This window comes from Ekhidna sp. (genome assembly GCF_965247405.1).
Classification (GTDB): Bacteria; Bacteroidota; Bacteroidia; order Cytophagales; family Cyclobacteriaceae; genus Ekhidna.
The window spans coordinates 1,708,674-1,726,860 of record NZ_OZ252014.1 but is presented as its reverse complement, the minus strand read 5'-3'; the positions used below and the strand labels follow the sequence as shown (position 1 = coordinate 1,726,860).

At 42.1% G+C, this 18,187-nt stretch carries 14 protein-coding genes; 3 read left to right on the top strand and 11 right to left on the bottom strand.

The genetic code is table 11. The features are described 5' to 3' along the window. Nucleotides 1-97 precede the first annotated feature (97 nt). The 6 genes from ACP14Y_RS07805 to ACP14Y_RS07780 form a co-directional block, all read right to left on the bottom strand. Entirely contained in the window at nt 98-4,528 is a 4,431-nt protein-coding gene (locus ACP14Y_RS07805) for a T9SS type A sorting domain-containing protein (RefSeq protein WP_424962397.1), read from the bottom strand. Nucleotides 4,529-4,660: 132 nt separating this feature from the next. Beyond that, the gene (locus tag ACP14Y_RS07800; protein ID WP_424962396.1) at nt 4,661-6,091 is read right to left on the bottom strand and encodes a tetratricopeptide repeat protein; all 1,431 of its coding nucleotides are present in this window, start codon (nt 6,089-6,091) and stop codon (nt 4,661-4,663) included. Next, entirely contained in the window at nt 6,072-7,640 is a 1,569-nt protein-coding gene (locus ACP14Y_RS07795; RefSeq protein WP_424962395.1) for a tetratricopeptide repeat protein, read from the bottom strand. Before ACP14Y_RS07795 ends, ACP14Y_RS07800 begins: the two co-directional genes overlap by 20 nt. Then, nucleotides 7,637-8,941: a TRAP transporter large permease gene (locus ACP14Y_RS07790; protein ID WP_424962394.1), complete on the bottom strand. Its 1,305-nt coding sequence runs from the start codon at nt 8,939-8,941 to the stop codon at nt 7,637-7,639. The genes ACP14Y_RS07795 and ACP14Y_RS07790 overlap by 4 nt, the downstream gene beginning before the upstream one ends. Beyond that, nucleotides 8,938-10,245, bottom strand: coding sequence for a hypothetical protein (locus ACP14Y_RS07785; protein ID WP_424962393.1), 1,308 nt, complete (start codon nt 10,243-10,245; stop codon nt 8,938-8,940). The genes ACP14Y_RS07790 and ACP14Y_RS07785 overlap by 4 nt, the downstream gene beginning before the upstream one ends. Next, nucleotides 10,223-10,723, bottom strand: a complete 501-nt coding sequence (locus ACP14Y_RS07780; RefSeq protein ID WP_424962392.1) for a TRAP transporter small permease subunit — start codon at nt 10,721-10,723, stop codon at nt 10,223-10,225. Before ACP14Y_RS07780 ends, ACP14Y_RS07785 begins: the two co-directional genes overlap by 23 nt. Nucleotides 10,724-10,874: 151 nt before the next feature. Between ACP14Y_RS07780 and ACP14Y_RS07775 the strand changes: the two genes are divergently transcribed. Genes ACP14Y_RS07775 through ACP14Y_RS07765 form a run of 3 tightly spaced genes read left to right on the top strand, consistent with a single transcriptional unit; the run spans nt 10,875 to nt 13,873 of the window. Beyond that, a complete protein-coding gene (locus tag ACP14Y_RS07775) occupies nt 10,875-11,909 on the top strand; it encodes a sensor histidine kinase (RefSeq protein ID WP_424962391.1) in 1,035 nt (344 codons plus the stop codon). Nucleotides 11,910-11,929: 20 nt separating this feature from the next. Further along, the gene (gene rlmN, locus ACP14Y_RS07770; RefSeq protein ID WP_424962390.1) at nt 11,930-12,970 is read left to right on the top strand and encodes a 23S rRNA (adenine(2503)-C(2))-methyltransferase RlmN; all 1,041 of its coding nucleotides are present in this window, start codon (nt 11,930-11,932) and stop codon (nt 12,968-12,970) included. A 42-nt stretch (nt 12,971-13,012) separates the two neighbouring features. Further along, nucleotides 13,013-13,873: a hypothetical protein gene (locus ACP14Y_RS07765; RefSeq protein ID WP_424962389.1), complete on the top strand. Its 861-nt coding sequence runs from the start codon at nt 13,013-13,015 to the stop codon at nt 13,871-13,873. Between the two features lie 3 nt (nt 13,874-13,876). Here the strand turns inward: ACP14Y_RS07765 and ACP14Y_RS07760 are convergent, their stop codons facing one another. From ACP14Y_RS07760 to ACP14Y_RS07740, 5 genes are read right to left on the bottom strand one after another with little or no spacing between them, the layout of a single operon-like run. After that, nucleotides 13,877-14,254, bottom strand: a complete 378-nt coding sequence (locus ACP14Y_RS07760; protein ID WP_424962388.1) for a hypothetical protein — start codon at nt 14,252-14,254, stop codon at nt 13,877-13,879. Nucleotides 14,255-14,294: 40 nt separating this feature from the next. Next, nucleotides 14,295-15,209 carry a rhomboid family intramembrane serine protease gene (locus ACP14Y_RS07755; protein WP_424962387.1) on the bottom strand — a complete coding sequence of 305 codons (915 nt, stop codon included), beginning with the start codon at nt 15,207-15,209 and terminating at the stop codon, nt 14,295-14,297. 3 nt (nt 15,210-15,212) lie between these two features. Next, on the bottom strand, nt 15,213-16,001 hold the full coding sequence (locus tag ACP14Y_RS07750; protein WP_424962386.1) for a rhomboid family intramembrane serine protease: 789 nt from the start codon (nt 15,999-16,001) through the stop codon (nt 15,213-15,215). Nucleotides 16,002-16,008: 7 nt separating this feature from the next. Further along, nucleotides 16,009-17,832: a DNA mismatch repair endonuclease MutL gene (gene mutL, locus ACP14Y_RS07745; RefSeq protein ID WP_424962385.1), complete on the bottom strand. Its 1,824-nt coding sequence runs from the start codon at nt 17,830-17,832 to the stop codon at nt 16,009-16,011. Next, entirely contained in the window at nt 17,829-18,173 is a 345-nt protein-coding gene (locus ACP14Y_RS07740) for a hypothetical protein (RefSeq protein WP_424962384.1), read from the bottom strand. Before ACP14Y_RS07740 ends, mutL begins: the two co-directional genes overlap by 4 nt. Nucleotides 18,174-18,187: the final 14 nt, after the last annotated feature.

Here is an 18,187-nt window from a genome sequence, read left to right as displayed (position 1 = left end):
GGACACTCGATTGAGTGCTTTCGAGAATTCTGAAAGGTTGGAAATAAAGGGCGACTCCTGGAGCCGCCCCATCGCAATAGCCATAGCTAATGCTGCCTTAGTTTGCCTTTATGATGCGTTTGGTTTCTGTTGATGCACCATCGCTAATTTTCAGCAGGTACATGCCAGATTCAATGGCTCTCAGGTCTATTTGGATATCCTTGCCATTGGTTGTTTGCAGGGTTCTTCCATTGAGATCAATCAACAGAACATCTACTGATTTAGTGGCTCCCACATTTATGAAGTCAGCGGTAGGGTTAGGATAAACCTTAAGGTTTAATCCCTCAGTTAACCCGAGAGGAGCTTCTGTAACATTAAAGGTGAATTCATCTGACACGGATCCTCCAAAACCGTCTGAGGCAGTTACTGTGATGGTGCTTGTTCCTACACCTACCTCAGCGATCTCTATTTGATTATTTGCAACTACTTCCACAGTGACAACATCATTATCACTACTCTCAACTGAGATGTTTAAGGTGTGACCGTCGGTATCAGTAAAGGCACCTGCATAGCTAACCTGCACCGAACCAAACCCTTCTTCTTCGATCAAGTCTTGAAATGCAGTCTCGAGAGTTGGTGCCATATTCTCTCCTGCAAGCACTGATACTTCCCAATCTTGTGATGTTCCATCCTCCGCGGTAACAGTATAGATGACTGTGTTCGTAAAATCCTGAGCGCCAGATGGAGAATAGTTTGCACCTTGTGACACTGTAATGGAAGGAGTGAGGTTCGTTACATCTGTGCCGACTTCTACCTCAATTCCAACGGTGTGATTTACGACATCAATCACTGCATCGCTTGTTTGCTCATCCAGAGAGAAGGTCAGAATGTCGTTCTGCGGGCATAACTCATACACTTCAATGGTGATGAAAGAGCAGGTAGTAGAGCTTGAGCATGCTCCTTCACCTCTTACAAAATAGGTAGTCGTTTCCGAAGGATTTACTTCGATTGAGGCACCAGTTCCAACAGGCATACCACCGCAACTTTCACTATACCATTCCCAGGTCAGCGCATCATTCAACTCAGCATCTCCTACCGAAAGGGTAATGGAAGTGCCATCACAGATTTGATTATCGCTAGCTTCGATAGTTGGCAGGTCTGGATTGCTGCAAAGTCCAAAGAGATATGCAGCACCCGAATAGCTCATAGGATTGATACCTTCTGAATCCGTGTTTGCATATGTATCTGATACGATAATATCATCTCCGCTTAAAGATATATAACCACCAAAGCCAGAATTATTATCGTAGGAAGCTGGAGTTATTATATCACTTTGAATCCATTCATTTCCTGATTTTGTGAAGAGGTAAACCCCGCTATCATCCGTATCGGGATCTAGATACTCAGATCCGACAGCAATGGTACCATTAGAAATAGCAACACTAATTCCAAATTCCTGTTCCTCAAAAGAATTTTCAGGAAGAATAATTTGGGTCTCCACCCAAATGCCTTCAATTCTTTCAAAAACATATGCCTGACCCGTGTATGAATTTTTTTCATAATTACTGGCGACCAGCACATTGTCATCCAGATCAATATAATATCCCAGATAATCGTATTCTTCTCTATCGCTGGCAACAAGTTTCGCAACCTCAAACCACACACCACTTTCATTTTCCTCATACATGTATATGGCGCCTGTTTGTTCAAGGGTCGTAACACCATCTTCAGCCAATGAATTTGCTTCATAAGCACCAATGGCAACAAATCCATCCGATATTGCTACACTTTCACCATAGTAGTAGCCATACGTCTCTCGGTCACTTGCTACAATCTTTTGTACTTCCTCCCAAACCCCTGAGGCATTTCTTTTGAAGATGTAGGCAGCTCCTGCATCACTATGGTAGTTTTCTCCATTTTCGTCGTAAGCATCATAAGGTGCTGACGCAACAAGGTAATCACCCGCCAGTTTCACATCGTACCCAAATTCGATTCCGTCATCAATGGATCCTGAGGGAGTTAATTCTTGTTTGTATTCCCATGTGCCTGATTCATTTTTCTCGTACATCAAAATGATCCCGTCACTAAATCCGGTACTTGTACCTTCTTCATAGGGCATGGAAATGGCAGCATAATCACCATCCATAGCCAAAATCCTTCCGAAATTATCATAGCTGGAACGGTTGGATGGGCGCACAAGTTTTTGAGTTTGAACCCAGCCACCCATTTCATCTTTTTTGAAAATGAAAGCCGCACCGGCATCACGAATCCAGTTTTCTTCGTTTAGATCGTAATCATGAGCATGTGCCCCTACAATCGCATAACCGTTCGAGATGGCTACATCTTCCCCAAAATATGTGTAGCTGTATCTGAATGCTGGTGTAATTTTTTGCTCTGAACTTGCGGCACTTCCCTGTGGTCCGTCATTTACTTCTTTGATATTGATGGTAAAGGCCTGATCAAAAGAAGCATCACCATTATCTGTAGTTCTGATAAGCACTGAGTATGATGTACCATCTACAATGTCAAAACTAGTTGCGGTTACAAGCTGATCATCTACAATATCAAAGAAGCCATTACCATCGTCACCTGTTCCTGAAACCAGCGTATAGGTATGATCATCAACCTCGTCAATATCTTCTGTGGATAGTATTCCAACTATCGTCCCGATTGGAGCTCCTTCCACCACCTTATCGTTATCCAGGTAAATGGCGGTGGGAGCTTCGTCTGGAAGATCATTAATGGTAATTGTGAATTCTTTTTCAAATGTTCCCCCGTGAGCAACGTTATCGTCAGATCTGACTCTTATGCTGTAACTGTTTTTGGTCTCGTAATCAAAGGCAAAATCTGAAAGTAGCTCCGTTCCACTAATCTCAAAGAGCGCATTATCATCACTCCCATCACCTGTCACCAGTTCGTAAGTATGAGTATCCGAGACATCAGTATCTTCCGATGAAAAAGTTCCTACAACCGTTCCAATACTACTGTTTTCATCGATATCAGCAGAAGAAAGTAATATATCTGTTGGGGCATCATTTTGATGGACAATGGTGGCTGTCCAAACGTCTGTGGTTGTGCCATCCTCCGCAGTGACAGTGTAGTCCTGGGGGGTAGTGAAGTTTCTCAAAGTTCCACTTGTTGGATTCGTACTCGCTCCATAATAAGTACCAATGGATGGACCAATATTGGATAGATCCGTTCCATTGGTTACTTCTAACAGGACGGTAGAATTTTCACTATCAATCACTGCATCTACATATTCATTTGCATGACTGAATGAGGTAATGTCCGCAATCATATTAGGAGCTTCAAAAGCCCCTTTACTTGGCACATTGCTATGCCTTGGATCTCCATTATGATCGGTCGTTACCGAAGTTGTATAAGCTGACCGGAAGTCAGGGTTTGTGAGAGAAGATCCTGCCAAGGAAAAATTATTGGACGCGATATCAGTAAAAATCGGCTCTGAGAAGGTTACCGTAGAAGAATAACCTTGAGAGGCTTCCTGATCATAGCTATTGTACCAGTTTGGGGTGCTTACCCCATCGTCATACATATAAATGTTGTTGTTACTATGCGAGTAGTTATTGTTCAAGGAAATACCTCTTTTGTAGGAGCTTCCATCTCCAGAACTATTTATACTCACGATATTATTTCTGACAATACCACTCCCACCAGTTCCGGCTGAAAAACTTAATCCGTATGCATTGATAAATTGAGAAGTGCTACCACCATCAAAGTATATGGTGTTATTGATGGCTTCACCATGACCATAGCTATGATTTATAGCTGTCGCGCTTGTCATGAATTCAGTGAAGGTATGGCTGAAAACATTATTGTATGCTTTAACACCACATTTCATTCGGATATATATTACCCCTCCGACAGTGTTAGTTCTCTCAAAACCGTAGAACTTATTGTTTTGGATTACTATATTTTTTGGCCAGGTAGACTGAGCTCCGTAAACAGGGCTAGAATAGATAACATAGATAGGGTTTGAGTGGTCAACAGGAGTTTCTGTGAAAAACTCATTGTTTTCAATGATGATGTCATCCCAATACTGAGCTCCTGCAGCAGCACCTCCATTGGATCCATAAATGCCAAACTGACCTTGGACGTTGAACTTTAAATTTCTGAAAGTGACATCCCTAACATGAGTATACATTCTGATCTCACCATTGATTTGAACGACTTTATCACCGGTGACAGGGTTGGCCCCATCAAAGATTACATTGTCTGTTCCATTCAGTCTAAAATCGTGATTGATTTGCAGGTTTGTAACATCAGCGGCTGGTCTGATTGTTACCGAGTAAGATGTTGCACCTGTAATTCCGCCTAAAGTGGTGTAATCAGTAACATCATAATCTGACTGTAGCTCTAGAATGAGATCTCCATCAATTCCTCCTGCAGAATTAATTCCGGTGAAGGCTAATGGTAGTGTTTCGTAATCTGCTCCAGGCCCTACGGTAAAGGTTCCAGATACTTGTGCCTTAACCGATAGCAGTCCTATCAGTATAGCAGCGATAGTTGTTAAGTTTTTAATTTTCGTCATGGCATTGCGATTTTGTTTGAATCAAACTTCTCGCGATACCATTAATAATTACCTGACCTTATGGGCTAGTTTTCACCTACCCCGGAGGGTAGTTTTTCAAAAAACGCCGATTATGACACGTATGAGCCTTTTTTAAGACCGTCCTACAATGAGGTGTAAAGCCTCTTTTCGATTGTTCACACCTAATTTTTCGTAAACATTCTTTAAGTGGAATTTCACCGTGTTCACAGAAACAAAGACCTCTTCTGCAATTTCCTGATTGGTTTTGTCAGATACTGTGAGGTTGAGGATTTCAAATTCTCGCTCGCTCAATGGCTGATGTAGTTTTTCATTCAGCTCTTCCAGACTTAGCTTGATGGCATTGCTATCTCCTAGCAGAGAGTTAATCTTCAATCTTAAATTCTCGATTTCCTCTCCGAGCAGTTTTCGCTGAAGTTTAGATTTTTGGTTAACCGAAAATAATATCAGTCCACCGGTAATAAGAAGAAAAACCAATGTGCCAATCAACACGTACTTTTCGAATTGCTGCTGCTCCAACTGCAGAGAAGCGAGAACCAATTCCTGCTCTTTTTTCTCGGTTTGATATTTAGTTTCCAGCTCTACAATCTGTCTGGATTTTTCTTCCGTAAATAGCTCCTCGCTTAGGTCTCTTGCACTTCTGTGATAGCTCAATGCAGCATGGAAGTCTTTTCTTTCTTCGGCGATCTGACTCAATAGGTCAAGGGAGTAAAGTTGATCCTGGGAAAATTGATTGTTTTTGGCTATTTCTAACGCTTCCTGTGCTTTCGCTTCCGCCTCGCTATTTCTCCCTTCGGCGAGTAAGTTTTCGGCCATACTCAAAAGCGTATTTTGTATGCCTGATGTCATTTCAATCTGTTCAAAAACCAATAATGCCTCTTCATAGAGGCTGGTGGCTTTAGCAAATTGTTCTAGGACCGTATAGACTGTACCTGAATTAAGAAGGGTATTGGCATAGCCTTCCTTTTCGCCAATGGCTAAGAAGATAACTGCTGCCTGATCATAGAAATCAAGCTCTTCTTCAATCTCGCCCATGTAACCATAGGTCAGCCCCAAATTATTAAGCGCGTGACCCCACCTAAGAGAGTCACCATATTGGATGGATAGCTCATTAACTTCACTGAAGTATTCAATGGATTTGGAATAATCTTCCTGCAGCATAAAGTCTATTCCCAGATTGTTGAAGCCGTCAATTAATGTGATCGTATCTTTAAATTGTTCTGCGACCCCTATGGCCTTAAAAGCATTTGATGTTGAATTATTGTAGTCGGCTAGGTAGCTGTAGCTGGTAGAGAGTGCAATATAGGCTTGGCCTAAAAGCGAATCTTGCTGTGCAACTTTACATTTATTTATGAGCGATTCAGTTAATACTAAAGCCGAATCAGGATTACTCTCGGCCAGTTCTTTGGCATACTTAATCTGTAATACGAGATTCTCATAACCATTACTGTCACGAATAAGCTTCCGCAGGCTGTCTAGCGATTGAGCAAAAGTGGGGGTAATACAAGATAAAGTAATTGTGAGCTTAAGAGCTTTTAACCACATAATCTAAGGCTTCTTTGCGATTGTTCACACCTAATTTACCATAGGTATTTCGTAAATGAAACTTGACTGTGCTAACTGAGACAAAAAGTTGATCAGCGATTTCACTGTTTGATTTGCCATCTAGCGTGTGCCTTAAAACCTCAATCTCTCTTTCAGATAAAGGTGTGTTTATCTTTTGATTCAATTGTTCAGCATCTACCGCGGGTTCTGACGGGCTGATATTCAGGTCAAGCAATCTTTTTTGCAAAGCCTCTATTTGAAGATCCTGTGCTTCCTGTTCTGCCTTTAATTTTCTTGTTCGCTGGCGATAGAAAAGTATCAATAATATGACAATCAAGATTGCACTGCCACCACCTACAAGGATAATGATTCGGGTATTTTGAAGCTCTGCTTTTTGAAGCTCACCTTCCAAAGACAGTCGTTCAATTTCTGCTTCCTTTCTGGTCGTTTCAAATTTAACCTCAAGGTCTGCAATCTTATTATTCAAATCCTCACTAAGCTCCTCTTCTCTTAAATCATAAGCTTGATTTAGTGCTCTAAATGCTTCATCATAGTTTCCAAGTTGCTCGTAAATATCTGCTTTAAACCTGCTGATTTTGGAAGAATAGAGGTTTTTACCCAACGCTTCATTTAGGTCCTCAGACATTTGGATGAATTTAATGGCCTCTGAGGGTTTTCCAGTATCCATCATCCATTCAGCATAATTTGCATATGAATTGGCCAGGCCTGCTTTATCTCCCATCTCCTTCTTTAAGGCAATGGATTTTTGATAATGCTCACCGGCCAGATCGATCATATCGGGAGTGTCATGATAAACTGCAGCAAGATTATTATGAGCGTTTGCTTCTTTGGTCTTATCATTAAATTCAATAGCAATTTCAAGTGACCTTTCATAATAGGGAATGGCCTCAACATACCTCCCTATATTATTGAGCACAATGCCAATATTATTTAGCGTGTTGCTTAGTGACAGCTTTTGATCGTATTGTTCTTTTAGTTTAGCAGCCTCCTTATAATATTCCAATGCTTTTTCCCAGGCATCCATTTTTTGATATACAATGCCAATATTATTTACTGAACTTGTAATGCTCTCATCTCCTATTTTTTCTCGTATCTGATAGGCTTTTTGAAGCAACTCAAGAGCTGTATCATATTTTGTTTGATATGAATGGACCAGACCAAGGTTGTTGTACATAGCCCCAATCCTGAAACTATCATTCATTTGTTGAGCCATTTTCAAGCATGAGGCGTAATAGTATATGCACGAATCATAGTTAGATTGGAAAAAGTGGATGTTACCTAATCCATTGTGCATAGAAGCCAGGCATGAAAGGTTGTCTATTTTCTTTGCTACGGCGATTCCTTTGGATATATAGAAAAAGGCAGAGTCCGGATTAGAGCGTCTGTATTGCATTGCTAACCTGCCGTATAACAGAGATTTAACAGAGTCGCTGGAGCAGGTATCGATCTGTTGCTTCAGTTCTGATACTCCCTGACTCTGTGCCGAAATCACGAGAGTGAAAACCATTAATAACAGAATAGATTTCATCCAACCAAATTAACCAACCCAGGGAAAACTATTAGTAAAATCAAAAAAATTAACTGAATAATCACAAAAGGCACAATGCCCTGGTAAATATGGCTGGTCTTTACTTCTGGTGGCGCAACCCCTTTCAGGTAGAATAAAGCAAACCCAAACGGAGGTGTTAGGAAAGAAGTCTGAAGGTTGATTGCCAACAGTATTCCAATCCAGATCAAATCCACTCCCAAGGTCACAAAAATGGGAGCGACTACCGGAACAAAAATGAATACGATCTCGATGAAGTCGATGAAAAAGCCAGAAATGAAAACGATGATCATGACGATGATCAGGAATGCTGTTGCATTCAGGTTGGCACTTTCAATAATGTTAAGTAAAAACTTATCCCCTTCCAGTCCCCTGAAAACCAGGGAAAATGCGGTTGCCCCCACCAGGATCATGAACACCATGGAGGTTAGCATAGTGGTTTCTTTCATTACACCTTTCAGCATTTTGAGGTTGAATTTTTTGCTGATGATAGCCAATACCATTGCCCCGAAAGCACCTACTCCTGCAGCTTCGGTTGGTGAGGCGATACCGGCAAAAATGGATCCTAACACAATAAGAATAAGAATGAATGGAAAGAGGAAGGACTTGATCACCTCAGAGGAGAATCCCTCAGATTTAAACGCTTGCACCTGATCTTTTGACACCTTTGGCACACGAGCGGGAAATATCTGACCGTATATGATGATGTATAGAAGGTAGATCACCACCAGGCAAATACCGGGTATAACAGCAGCCAGAAAAAGATCACCCACCGATACATTGAGTACACTCCCCAGAAGAACAAGCACCACTGAAGGAGGGATGATTTGGCCCAAGGTCCCGGAGGACGCGATAACGCCCGTGCTGATTCTTGGCCCATATCCATTTTTCAGCATAGTGGGCAGGCTGATCAATCCCATAGTTACCACGGTGGCGCCCACTATCCCAGTGGAGGCGGCCAACATTGCTCCTACCACCACTACGGCAATGGCCAACCCACCCCGGATCTGACCAAATAGCATGCTCATGGTGTAGAGTAGCCGCTCGGCTATTCCGGATTTTTCCAGCATCATGCCCATAAAAATAAATAGCGGAACGGCCAGCAAAACGAAGTTTTGCATGGTGCCATACACCCGCAGGGAAAGCAGATAGAAGAAGTCCATATCAAAGACGATCAGTCCGACAATCACGGACAATCCACCCAGTGTAAAAGCAACAGGGTAACCTATTAAAATCAAAAGGAATATTGCTCCAAATAGTATGAGAGGCAGGTATTCCATCATGGCTTATCGTAGATAAAATAGATGTTGCTAATGGTTTGCAATGAGTAGTTGTCTTTTTCCACAACCCTTTTGGCTTCTGCCTTCATGCCAGTAGTATCAATGCCAATTTTTAAGAAGTGAGCACCACTTTCAAAGTCGCTAATGTCTACAAATGAAGTAAAGCCAAACTCAGATGTTATGGGATGTTGAGTTTTAAACCAGTCGATGTTTTCAATGGGTGTATCATCAATCTTTACTGCCAGTCTTTTGTCGAAATAGAGGCTAATAGAATCTGATGTCAATTCATCCCATTTCGTTTTATTCAACGTCTTTCCCTCAAAGACATATATTCCTCCGAAAGCACCAATGTCTTTCAAAAAGATTTTCAAAGTATTGTCATGGATGATGTCTGACTGAATAGTGGTCACCAGGTAGCTGTCCGGGTTTCGGGTGTTTTCGTAGTTGGCACTATTGTAGTCACCAGAGGCGCTGCTTATATAATATCTGTCTCGTTCGTTATCCTTGATTGTGCCATCCATCCATAAAAATCCTGCAACTACACCCAACACAATAAAAGGAATAAGGTAAGACTTCCAGCCCTTGGTATTCGAAATAAGCACAAGTAAAGACCGTCGATACAGGAAGGAAAGTGTAACTATCCGAAAGAAGAAGGCGACATAATAAAACCAGTCTGCAGACCAGTTTTTACGTCTGAAGTATCCGTTTGTCAGGAAGTCGATAAATACCAGGATGGTTAACAGAAAGTAGAATAGTATGAATATACCAATGACCCCTGCCAGGTAAGAATTTTCATTCATCAGGGGTGTTATTAACTCAAAGAAGAATATGAAAGAAAAGATGAAGGAAGCGAATCCAATCAACGTTCCGAAAAAGATGAACGATATGCCATAAATGATGGACGACAGTTGCTCGAGTCTTAGAACCATCTTGACGAGCGATCCAGATTTATTAAGTTCTTTATTGAAGTTTCCTTTGAATTTTAATGAACGCTGATCTATTCCTTTAGGGAACACATAGCTAAGCCCCACGGAAGCCACCCAGACCCCTCTAACCAGGATGTGAAGGATATACCCGAAACTTAGCAATCGGATTGCTTTCTCTATTATACTGAACAATCTATGGAGCCGACTACCTCGCTCAAATGACTGAAGTGCCCATTGGTCCAAATAGTCGGGAATTTGGAATAGGGTGTAGAGCACGAGGGCAGATATTAGAAGCTCCGCCTCCCAACTGTTTAACTGAATGGTTTTTAACCAGCGTGGAGTTTTTTCTCCCTGGTATTTAGTCGTCTGCTTTTCTTCCATAGGTGATGGTGAAAATGGATTTTATGATCAATGAAATGCCCTGTAAACCAAGTAAAAGAAACCCGATTGGGATGGTTGACTTAATAATCCATCGAGCTGGCAATCCCCCTGGTTGAGGGCTGGTTTCTTTTAGCATAAATGAACTCTGAACAAAGGACAGGGACTCCCAAAAAGCCACACCACAAAACGGAAGCAGCATTACTGCAGTACCAATCAGGTTTACCCATGCCTGTTTTTTTTCTGAAAACCGATGATAAAAAACGTCCACCCTCACATGCTTGTCTTCCTTGAGTGTGAAGGCGGCACCCAGAAGAAAAATTGCAGCAAACAGGTGCCACTCCATTTCGAAGGATGCTGCAGAGGTGATGCTGAATGTGTAGCGGAGAATCACGTCAACCACAATCACCATTACGAGTAAAATGGTAAGCCAAGAAATAGCTTTTCCAATTGCGTTATTTAGGTCGTCGATCAGGGTCACTTCAACGAAAATAGCGAAACCAAGGAAATCAGCGTTTAGAGACTTGTCTATTTTATGTTTTGACCTTGTTCACCTATCATCCACCTAAATAAAATGGATTTGGAATTCTTTATATCCTCTTTTGTGAATTCACTGTTAGTAACTCAAGAAAATGGACGTAATCGTAATTCTATTTATCCTGATAGGTGTTACCGTGCTGGTGATGGCCATTATCAGGACTTACAAGATTTTTCACCTTTTAGATGATGCTGGCTTTCGGAAGGGCTGGCGAAGATTGCAAATGTTGATGTCACTCTTTTTGGTCGGCTATGTAGGGTCGGTTTATATCATATACATTAAGGATCAGGCAATCTTACAGTGGATTCTTGCGGTCATTTTTCTCTTTGGAGCTGTATTTGTGTACAAAGTAGTCTCTTTAGGAATTGAGGTGTTTGACAAGCTGAGAGCGTCCAACAAAAACCTTGGTAAGCAGATGCAAATTCTAAAGTCCAGGAATGAACAGCTTACACAGGCTATTTATGCAACAACCCACGATTTAAGAGAACCGATAAATACTGTGCTCGGATGCTCCAATCTGATGACGAATTATGATGCTAATCTTGAGCCGGAAGCAAAAAAGTTGATCCACTTTTCTACCAAAGCTGCAGATAGAATGGCCGAATTGGTATCTGCGATGGCGGATTACCTCAGCGTGGGGATTGAATCAACCAGAGAATATGTGAATACTTCAGAAATTCTCGAAGAAGTCATTCAATCAATGAATGGATCGGTTTCGCACGCTAACGCGCGCATTGAAATCAAAAACCTCCCTCCCGTCAATGCAAATAAAAACGAGCTAAAAAGGGTTTTTCAAAATCTCATTAGCAATGCAATTAAATATCGACGTGTTGAGGTTGACCCACAAATAGAAATATCTGCGACTATAAACCACGATAATAAATGGCAGTTTGAGGTACGTGACAATGGAATAGGAATTAAAGAGAAAGACATTCCCAAAGCATTTCAGCTGTTTCGACAATTGCATCCAAAAGAGGTCTATGAGGGTATGGGACTCGGTTTGTCAATTGTGAGGCGCGTAGTTGAACTTCACGGTGGCAATGTTTGGTTGCAATCTCAATACGGAGAAGGCACCAGTTTCTTCTTCACTTTAGATAATGGATTGATAATGAACGATATGCTTAAATAATTCATTTCTACCTTTGCAGAATGAAGGATATCCGGAAAGAGTCGTTGGAGAGTTTAACCACCTGGTTTGAAGAGAAGGGAGAAAAGAAATTCCGTGCGAAACAGGTGTGGGAATGGCTTTGGACAAAATCAGCCCAAAGCATTGATGAGATGTCTAATCTTTCCAAGGAGCTCAGAGATAGACTGAAGAATGAGTTCGTCATTAATCACATTACGGTTGATAATTCACAGCTTTCCAATGATGGCACCATAAAATCCGCATTCAGGCTTCATGATAAACATTTGATCGAGGGGGTACTGATTCCTGCAGACGATCGGATGACGGCCTGTGTTTCTTCTCAGGTTGGCTGCTCCCTGTCCTGCAAGTTTTGTGCGACGGGCTATATGAAAAGAGAGCGCAATCTGGATGGAGGAGAAATATATGACCAGGTGGTAGCCATACGAAATCAGGCGGAGGAGCATTATCAAAAGCCCTTGTCCAACATCGTATTTATGGGTATGGGTGAACCACTTTTGAATTATAAGGGAATGATGGAGGGGATTGATCGCATCACTGCGGAAGATGGCTTGAATATGTCACCAAAACGAATCACGGTATCTACTGCAGGCATTGCAAAGATGATCCAGAAACTGGCAGATGATGAGGTTAAGTTTAATCTGGCACTCTCGCTTCATGCGGCAGATGACAAAAAGCGTGACTCGATCATGCCTATCAATGAGACCAACACACTCGAGGCGTTGCTCAAAGCCCTGAATTATTTTTATGATAAAACGGGTAATCGGATCACTTTCGAATACATCCTCTTTTATGATTTCAACGATTCGATTGCTGATGCGGACAAGCTACTGAAATATGCTCGAAAGGTTCCCGGGGTGCGTGTTAATATCATTGAATACAATCCAATTTCAGAAGCATCATTTACCAAAGCAGACCCGGAAACCATCGATCGCTTTGCCAATCACCTTATAAAAGGCGGGATACACACCAGCGTTCGAAGAAGCAGAGGAAAGGACATTGATGCCGCTTGCGGACAGCTGGCGAATAAAAGTAAAGTAGCCTAAATAAATAAAAATTATATTTTTGCCCTCTTTCTCTTTTTTTAAATGAGAGTAGTAAAACCATCACATCTACTTATTGTCGGCCTTCTGATCAGCGCTTTTGCATTATCCAATCGGTTTTTTGCATATCAGAAAGTGATTGCTACCATCACCGATGATCGATTACTGGAGGTTTCCGGGCTGGAAGAGTCTTATGTAAATCCTGGATACTTCTGGACACATAATGATAGCGGTGGTGAGCCTACTTTATATCTCATTGATCGTAGTGGACAAATTCAAATGGAAGTTGAGCTTGAAGGGCTTAAAAATCGCGATTGGGAGGAAATAATTACAGTTAAAAAGGACGACAAGTCCTTCATCTACATAGCAGAGATTGGAGACAACCGGGCAATCTATGATCATGTAAGTCTGATTTGTTTGGAAGAGCCGATTTTCCAGGGCAAACAAAAATTAGCTATTGAGAAATCTGCTTTGAAAGTCATGAGCTTTCAATATTCAGAGGGATCACGTGATGCCGAGGCGATGCTTTTCGATCGACATCTTGAAGAGTTTGTACTCATTACCAAGCGTGAACAAATGGCAATGGTTTACTCTTTTCCTTTCGAACCCAATGAAGCCCCTGTTACCATTCAATCAAAAGGCACCATTCCATCACGAAATTTCACTGCAGCAGATATGAATGAGCATGGAGAGATACTATTAAAAAATTACGATTCTATTTTTTACTGGAATTCATCAGCAAAACCAGCTGCAGATCAGATACTTGCGTGGAAACCGATGACCTTAGACTACACCCCTGAACCTCAAGGAGAGGCTATTTGCTGGTATCAGGGCGATTTTTACACTATCAGTGAAAAGAATAAGGGAAAGCCTCAGGAAATGCTTTTTTTTCAGCGATTGAAATAAAACTCAGCTTTCAACTGCCTGACAGGTTCCGGAAACACAATCAAACTCAGGAGCGGTTACAACAGAACAATCAGATCCTGCATTAGTCTCAGTATTGTACTCAGCATTTAATTCATTGTACTGTTCGATTAAGCCGTCCAATTTTTCCTGATCAGTAGCGCTGGAATGTACAATAAATTTTGTAGGTCCTCCGCAGGGTTTGATACCTATCGGGCTTGCAATACACTGACTTCCATCTGAGCATTCTGTGGTCACAAGCGCTTCGATCTGTTCATTAATATTTTCCATTTGCTGAAGTAGATCATTTGGGGAAGGATTGTTGTCGTCTTCTTCACACGAAAAGAAAATCAACATGAAGGTCAGTAAAATAAGCTTGTTCATAGCCGTAGATTTTTTGAATGTACGAACTACAAATTCTGTGCTATTTCTTACTTGCGTTGAAAAGTTTTTGCTTCTCGTCTTTCGTTAGACTTTCATATCCGGATTCCGAAATCTTATCCAGAATGGCATCAATTTCTGATTGGGGTGTTTGGTCGGTTGCTTTTGATGCACCTGCTTTCTTTTTTGCACCAGAAGGCCTTCTGTTTCCTGACCGATGGGTGACTTTGATTTTGGGTTGAGGCTTAAACAGACTTTTCACAAAGTGGATAAAGTTGATCACCCATCCACCCATATCTGAGCCTTTGTTGAGTTGAGAGATATACAACCACCCCACGAGCGCACCCCCTAGATGTGCAATCTCTCCTCCGGCGTTTGCTCCGGTGGTTCCAATGAAGGACATGAATACATAGAAGATTGCAATGTATTTGATCTTAACCGGTCCAATAAAAATCAAAAAGAAGGTATAGTTAGGCATAAACACCGCAGCACCAACCACAATTGCATACACTCCGGCGGAGGCTCCCAACATCATTGAGTCGGTCACCCGATCAGCGTAGAAAGGAAGAAAATTATAAATAAAAATGTAAAGCAACCCTCCAGCCAGCCCACCGAGCACATACAATGAGATTACTCGTTTACTATTCAGAAACTCCTGGATGATTCGGCCAAACCAGAAAAGGAATAGCATATTGAAGAGGATGTGGAAGAAGTCAAAGTGCGTGAAGAAATAGGTCACTAAACTCCACGGTTGAAGCAACAATGTGCCGATATCTGCGGGGAGTTGTAGCTTTCTAAAAATCCAGAAAAAAGACTCTGTAGCTCCACTCAAGTCAAAGAAAACTTTGAAAACACGGGCAGCCACAAACACGATCAGGTTAATCAGAATGATCTGAACCACCGCATTGTTGGGCTTACTCCAGGCGTTGCTAAATTCCTCTTTAATTCCTCCGTTCATCGTTTAGTAAAATCTTCGGGTATCGTTTTTCCAGAATTTCAACAAAATAAATGCAATTAGCATTCCACTCAAGTGGGCAAGGTGCGCTACATTATCTCCGGGTGTGCGGTTAAACTCTGCATAGAGCTCGTACATTCCGTAAAAAAACACCAGGTATTTGGCTTTGATGGGGATGGGAGGGAAAAGTAAAAAGAGTTCGGTATTGGGGAAAAGGAAAGCAAACGCAAACAAAATCCCGAATACGGCACCAGAGGCACCTACCATGGTTCCTCGTGTGATTACACCATTGTAAATACTTTTTACAGCCGCGACCGTCTCAGATTCATAAGCTGGATTGTCATAATAGAGGTCGAGTAGCTCACCACCTCTTGCAACATTGATGAACGATTTATTTTCGATAATGAATTGCTCAAAAGCTTCTGGACTTGGATTTTCAATGTAAGCCTCTGCTGAATTTTTTAATGGAAGTTTTTCAACTGCATCGGCTACTCCATAGAGTACCCCTGCACCTATGCCACACACCAGATAGAAGATCAAAAATCGTTTAGATCCCCATACCATCTCCAGCATCGGAGCAAACACCAAAACAGCGATCATGTTTCCAAACAAGTGCCACATGCCGCCATGCAGCCACATGTAGGTCAAAAACTGGTAAGGTGCAAACTCAGCGGAGTAGACCACTCGTAACCCGAACCACTCATTCAGTGGTAGGTTCAGGAAAGAGGATAGCAGCAGGATTGCTACGTTGATGATCAAAATATTTTTTGCGACGGGAGTAAGTCTTCTAAACACGTTCTATTTAGCTTCTTTTAAACCATTCATTTATTTGCTCTAAGCTAACCAAAACATACGTGGGATTTCCATCCGGCGTATAATTTGGCTGCTCACAGGCGAAGAGTCTGTCCATCAGGTGATCCATCTCTTCTTCTTTCAATTTGTTGCAGCGATTACCTGCTGTCCGCTTGGCCAATGCTCTTGCCAGGCTTTCATTTTTAGGCAAGTTCAGCTTTTCCGCATTGTACTTGTACTGCTCTATCAGACCTTCAAACACTTCTTTTTCGTTGCAGGGTGCCAGCTCTGAAGGGATCCCTTGAATCACAACCATGCTTTCACCCATCTGCTCAAACTCAAACCCAAGTTGATTGATTTCGCTTTTAAGCTCCATGGTTAGTGTAAAATCAGATGGATTTAAACTCACCTGCTGTGGGAACATGCACGACTGTGAGGTGCCTGATCCACTTTTCATTGATTTCTGGTATTGCTCAAAAAGGATTCGCTCCAAAGCAGAAACCTTGTCCAGCACCACCATTCCACTCTTCACCTGTCGAAGCAAATAACGTCCGTGGAGGTGATAAGTTGGTTTTTTTTCTTCCTGCTCCGTCGGTTGGTTCATGGAGCTGCTGAATGTGGTCTGCACCACGCGTTCTTTTTCTGCTTCTTCGATGGTGGCAATTTCCTCCTGAGAAGCAGATGCATAGAGCTCATTGAGTTTATCCAGGCGCTCCTGATTACTTTCCAGTGATTTGAAGGAGCTATATTCACGATCCTTTTTATTAGAAATCGCCTGATTTTCCCGTTGAATATTCAAATGCTCAAAACTGACATCTGCAGAAAAATCTAATGAAGGGGTGACATTGAATGAGGCGAGCGCCTGACGAACGGCAGAGTTGATCACACCGTACAGCGTTCGGTCGTCATCAAATTTCACTTCGGTTTTTGTGGGGTGTACGTTAATGTCTACATGCACCGGGTCAATTTCAATGAAAAGCACGTAGAATGGAAAGTAATCTTCTTTGAGTACCCCTTCGTATGCTCGTGTCACCGCATGATTCAGGTAGGCATTTTTGATGAAGCGGTTGTTGATGAAAAAGAACTGCTCCCCTCGGGTTTTCTTCGCGTTTTCTGGCTTCCCCACATACCCCGTCACTTTCACCAGATCCGTTTCCTCGCTACATGGCACCAGCTGCTGCTGATAGTTTTTACCAAAAAGTTGCACAATTCGTTTGCTCAGCTTGCCTGCATCCAGCTTATAGGTTTCCAGATCGTTTTGCACCATGGTAAACGCAATCTCTGGATTTGCTAAAGCCACACGCTGAAATTCATCATTGATGTGCCGCAGCTCTACCGGATTTGATTTCAGGAAATTTCTGCGTGCAGGAACGTTGTAGAACAAGTTTTTTACACAGATAGAGGTTCCCTGATTGTATGCGATGGGCTCCTGACTCTTCACTTCCGATGATTCAATAATCAGCTGTGTGCCTAGCTCATCATCTGACTGTCGTGTTTTCAATTCTACCTGCGCCACTGCCGCAATGGACGCCATTGCCTCTCCTCTGAACCCCAGTGTTTTTATCTTGAATAGGTCGTCAGAAGTGCGGATTTTGGAGGTGGCATGTCGCTCAAAACTCATACGAGCATCCGTGCCACTCATCCCACAACCATTATCCACTACCTGAATCAGTGACTTTCCTGCGTCTTTGACGATTAGTTTGATAGCGGTGGCCCCAGCATCCACGCTGTTTTCCAGCATTTCTTTTACAACAGAAGCAGGACGTTGAACTACCTCACCAGCAGCTATCTGGTTGGCGATGCTATCGGGCAATAAGTGAATAACATCACTCATTTACGTTTCCTTATTGTTTTCAATCTGTAGAGCAGATAAATCGGGACGGCAACCCACATCAGGTAATAGAAGATTTCATTTCCAAACTGGAGCCACCCTAAAACCATGACGCCCAAAAGCGCTGCTATTCCCAATTGCAGCATGGAGGTCATAGGCGCAGATTTTGTTTTTCTCTTAAAGGAGATCTTAGTGGAGCGATAATCCCCGGTCTCTTTCCCCTCCATTTCTTCTTTGATTCGCTCCGTACGTTCCTTTATTTCTTCCTTCACCGGATCGTAATATCGAGGTTGTATTCGAAATTGTTGGTGTTTTGGTAGACGAAAAAGGGATGGAAATCGCATTGGGTATAATTATT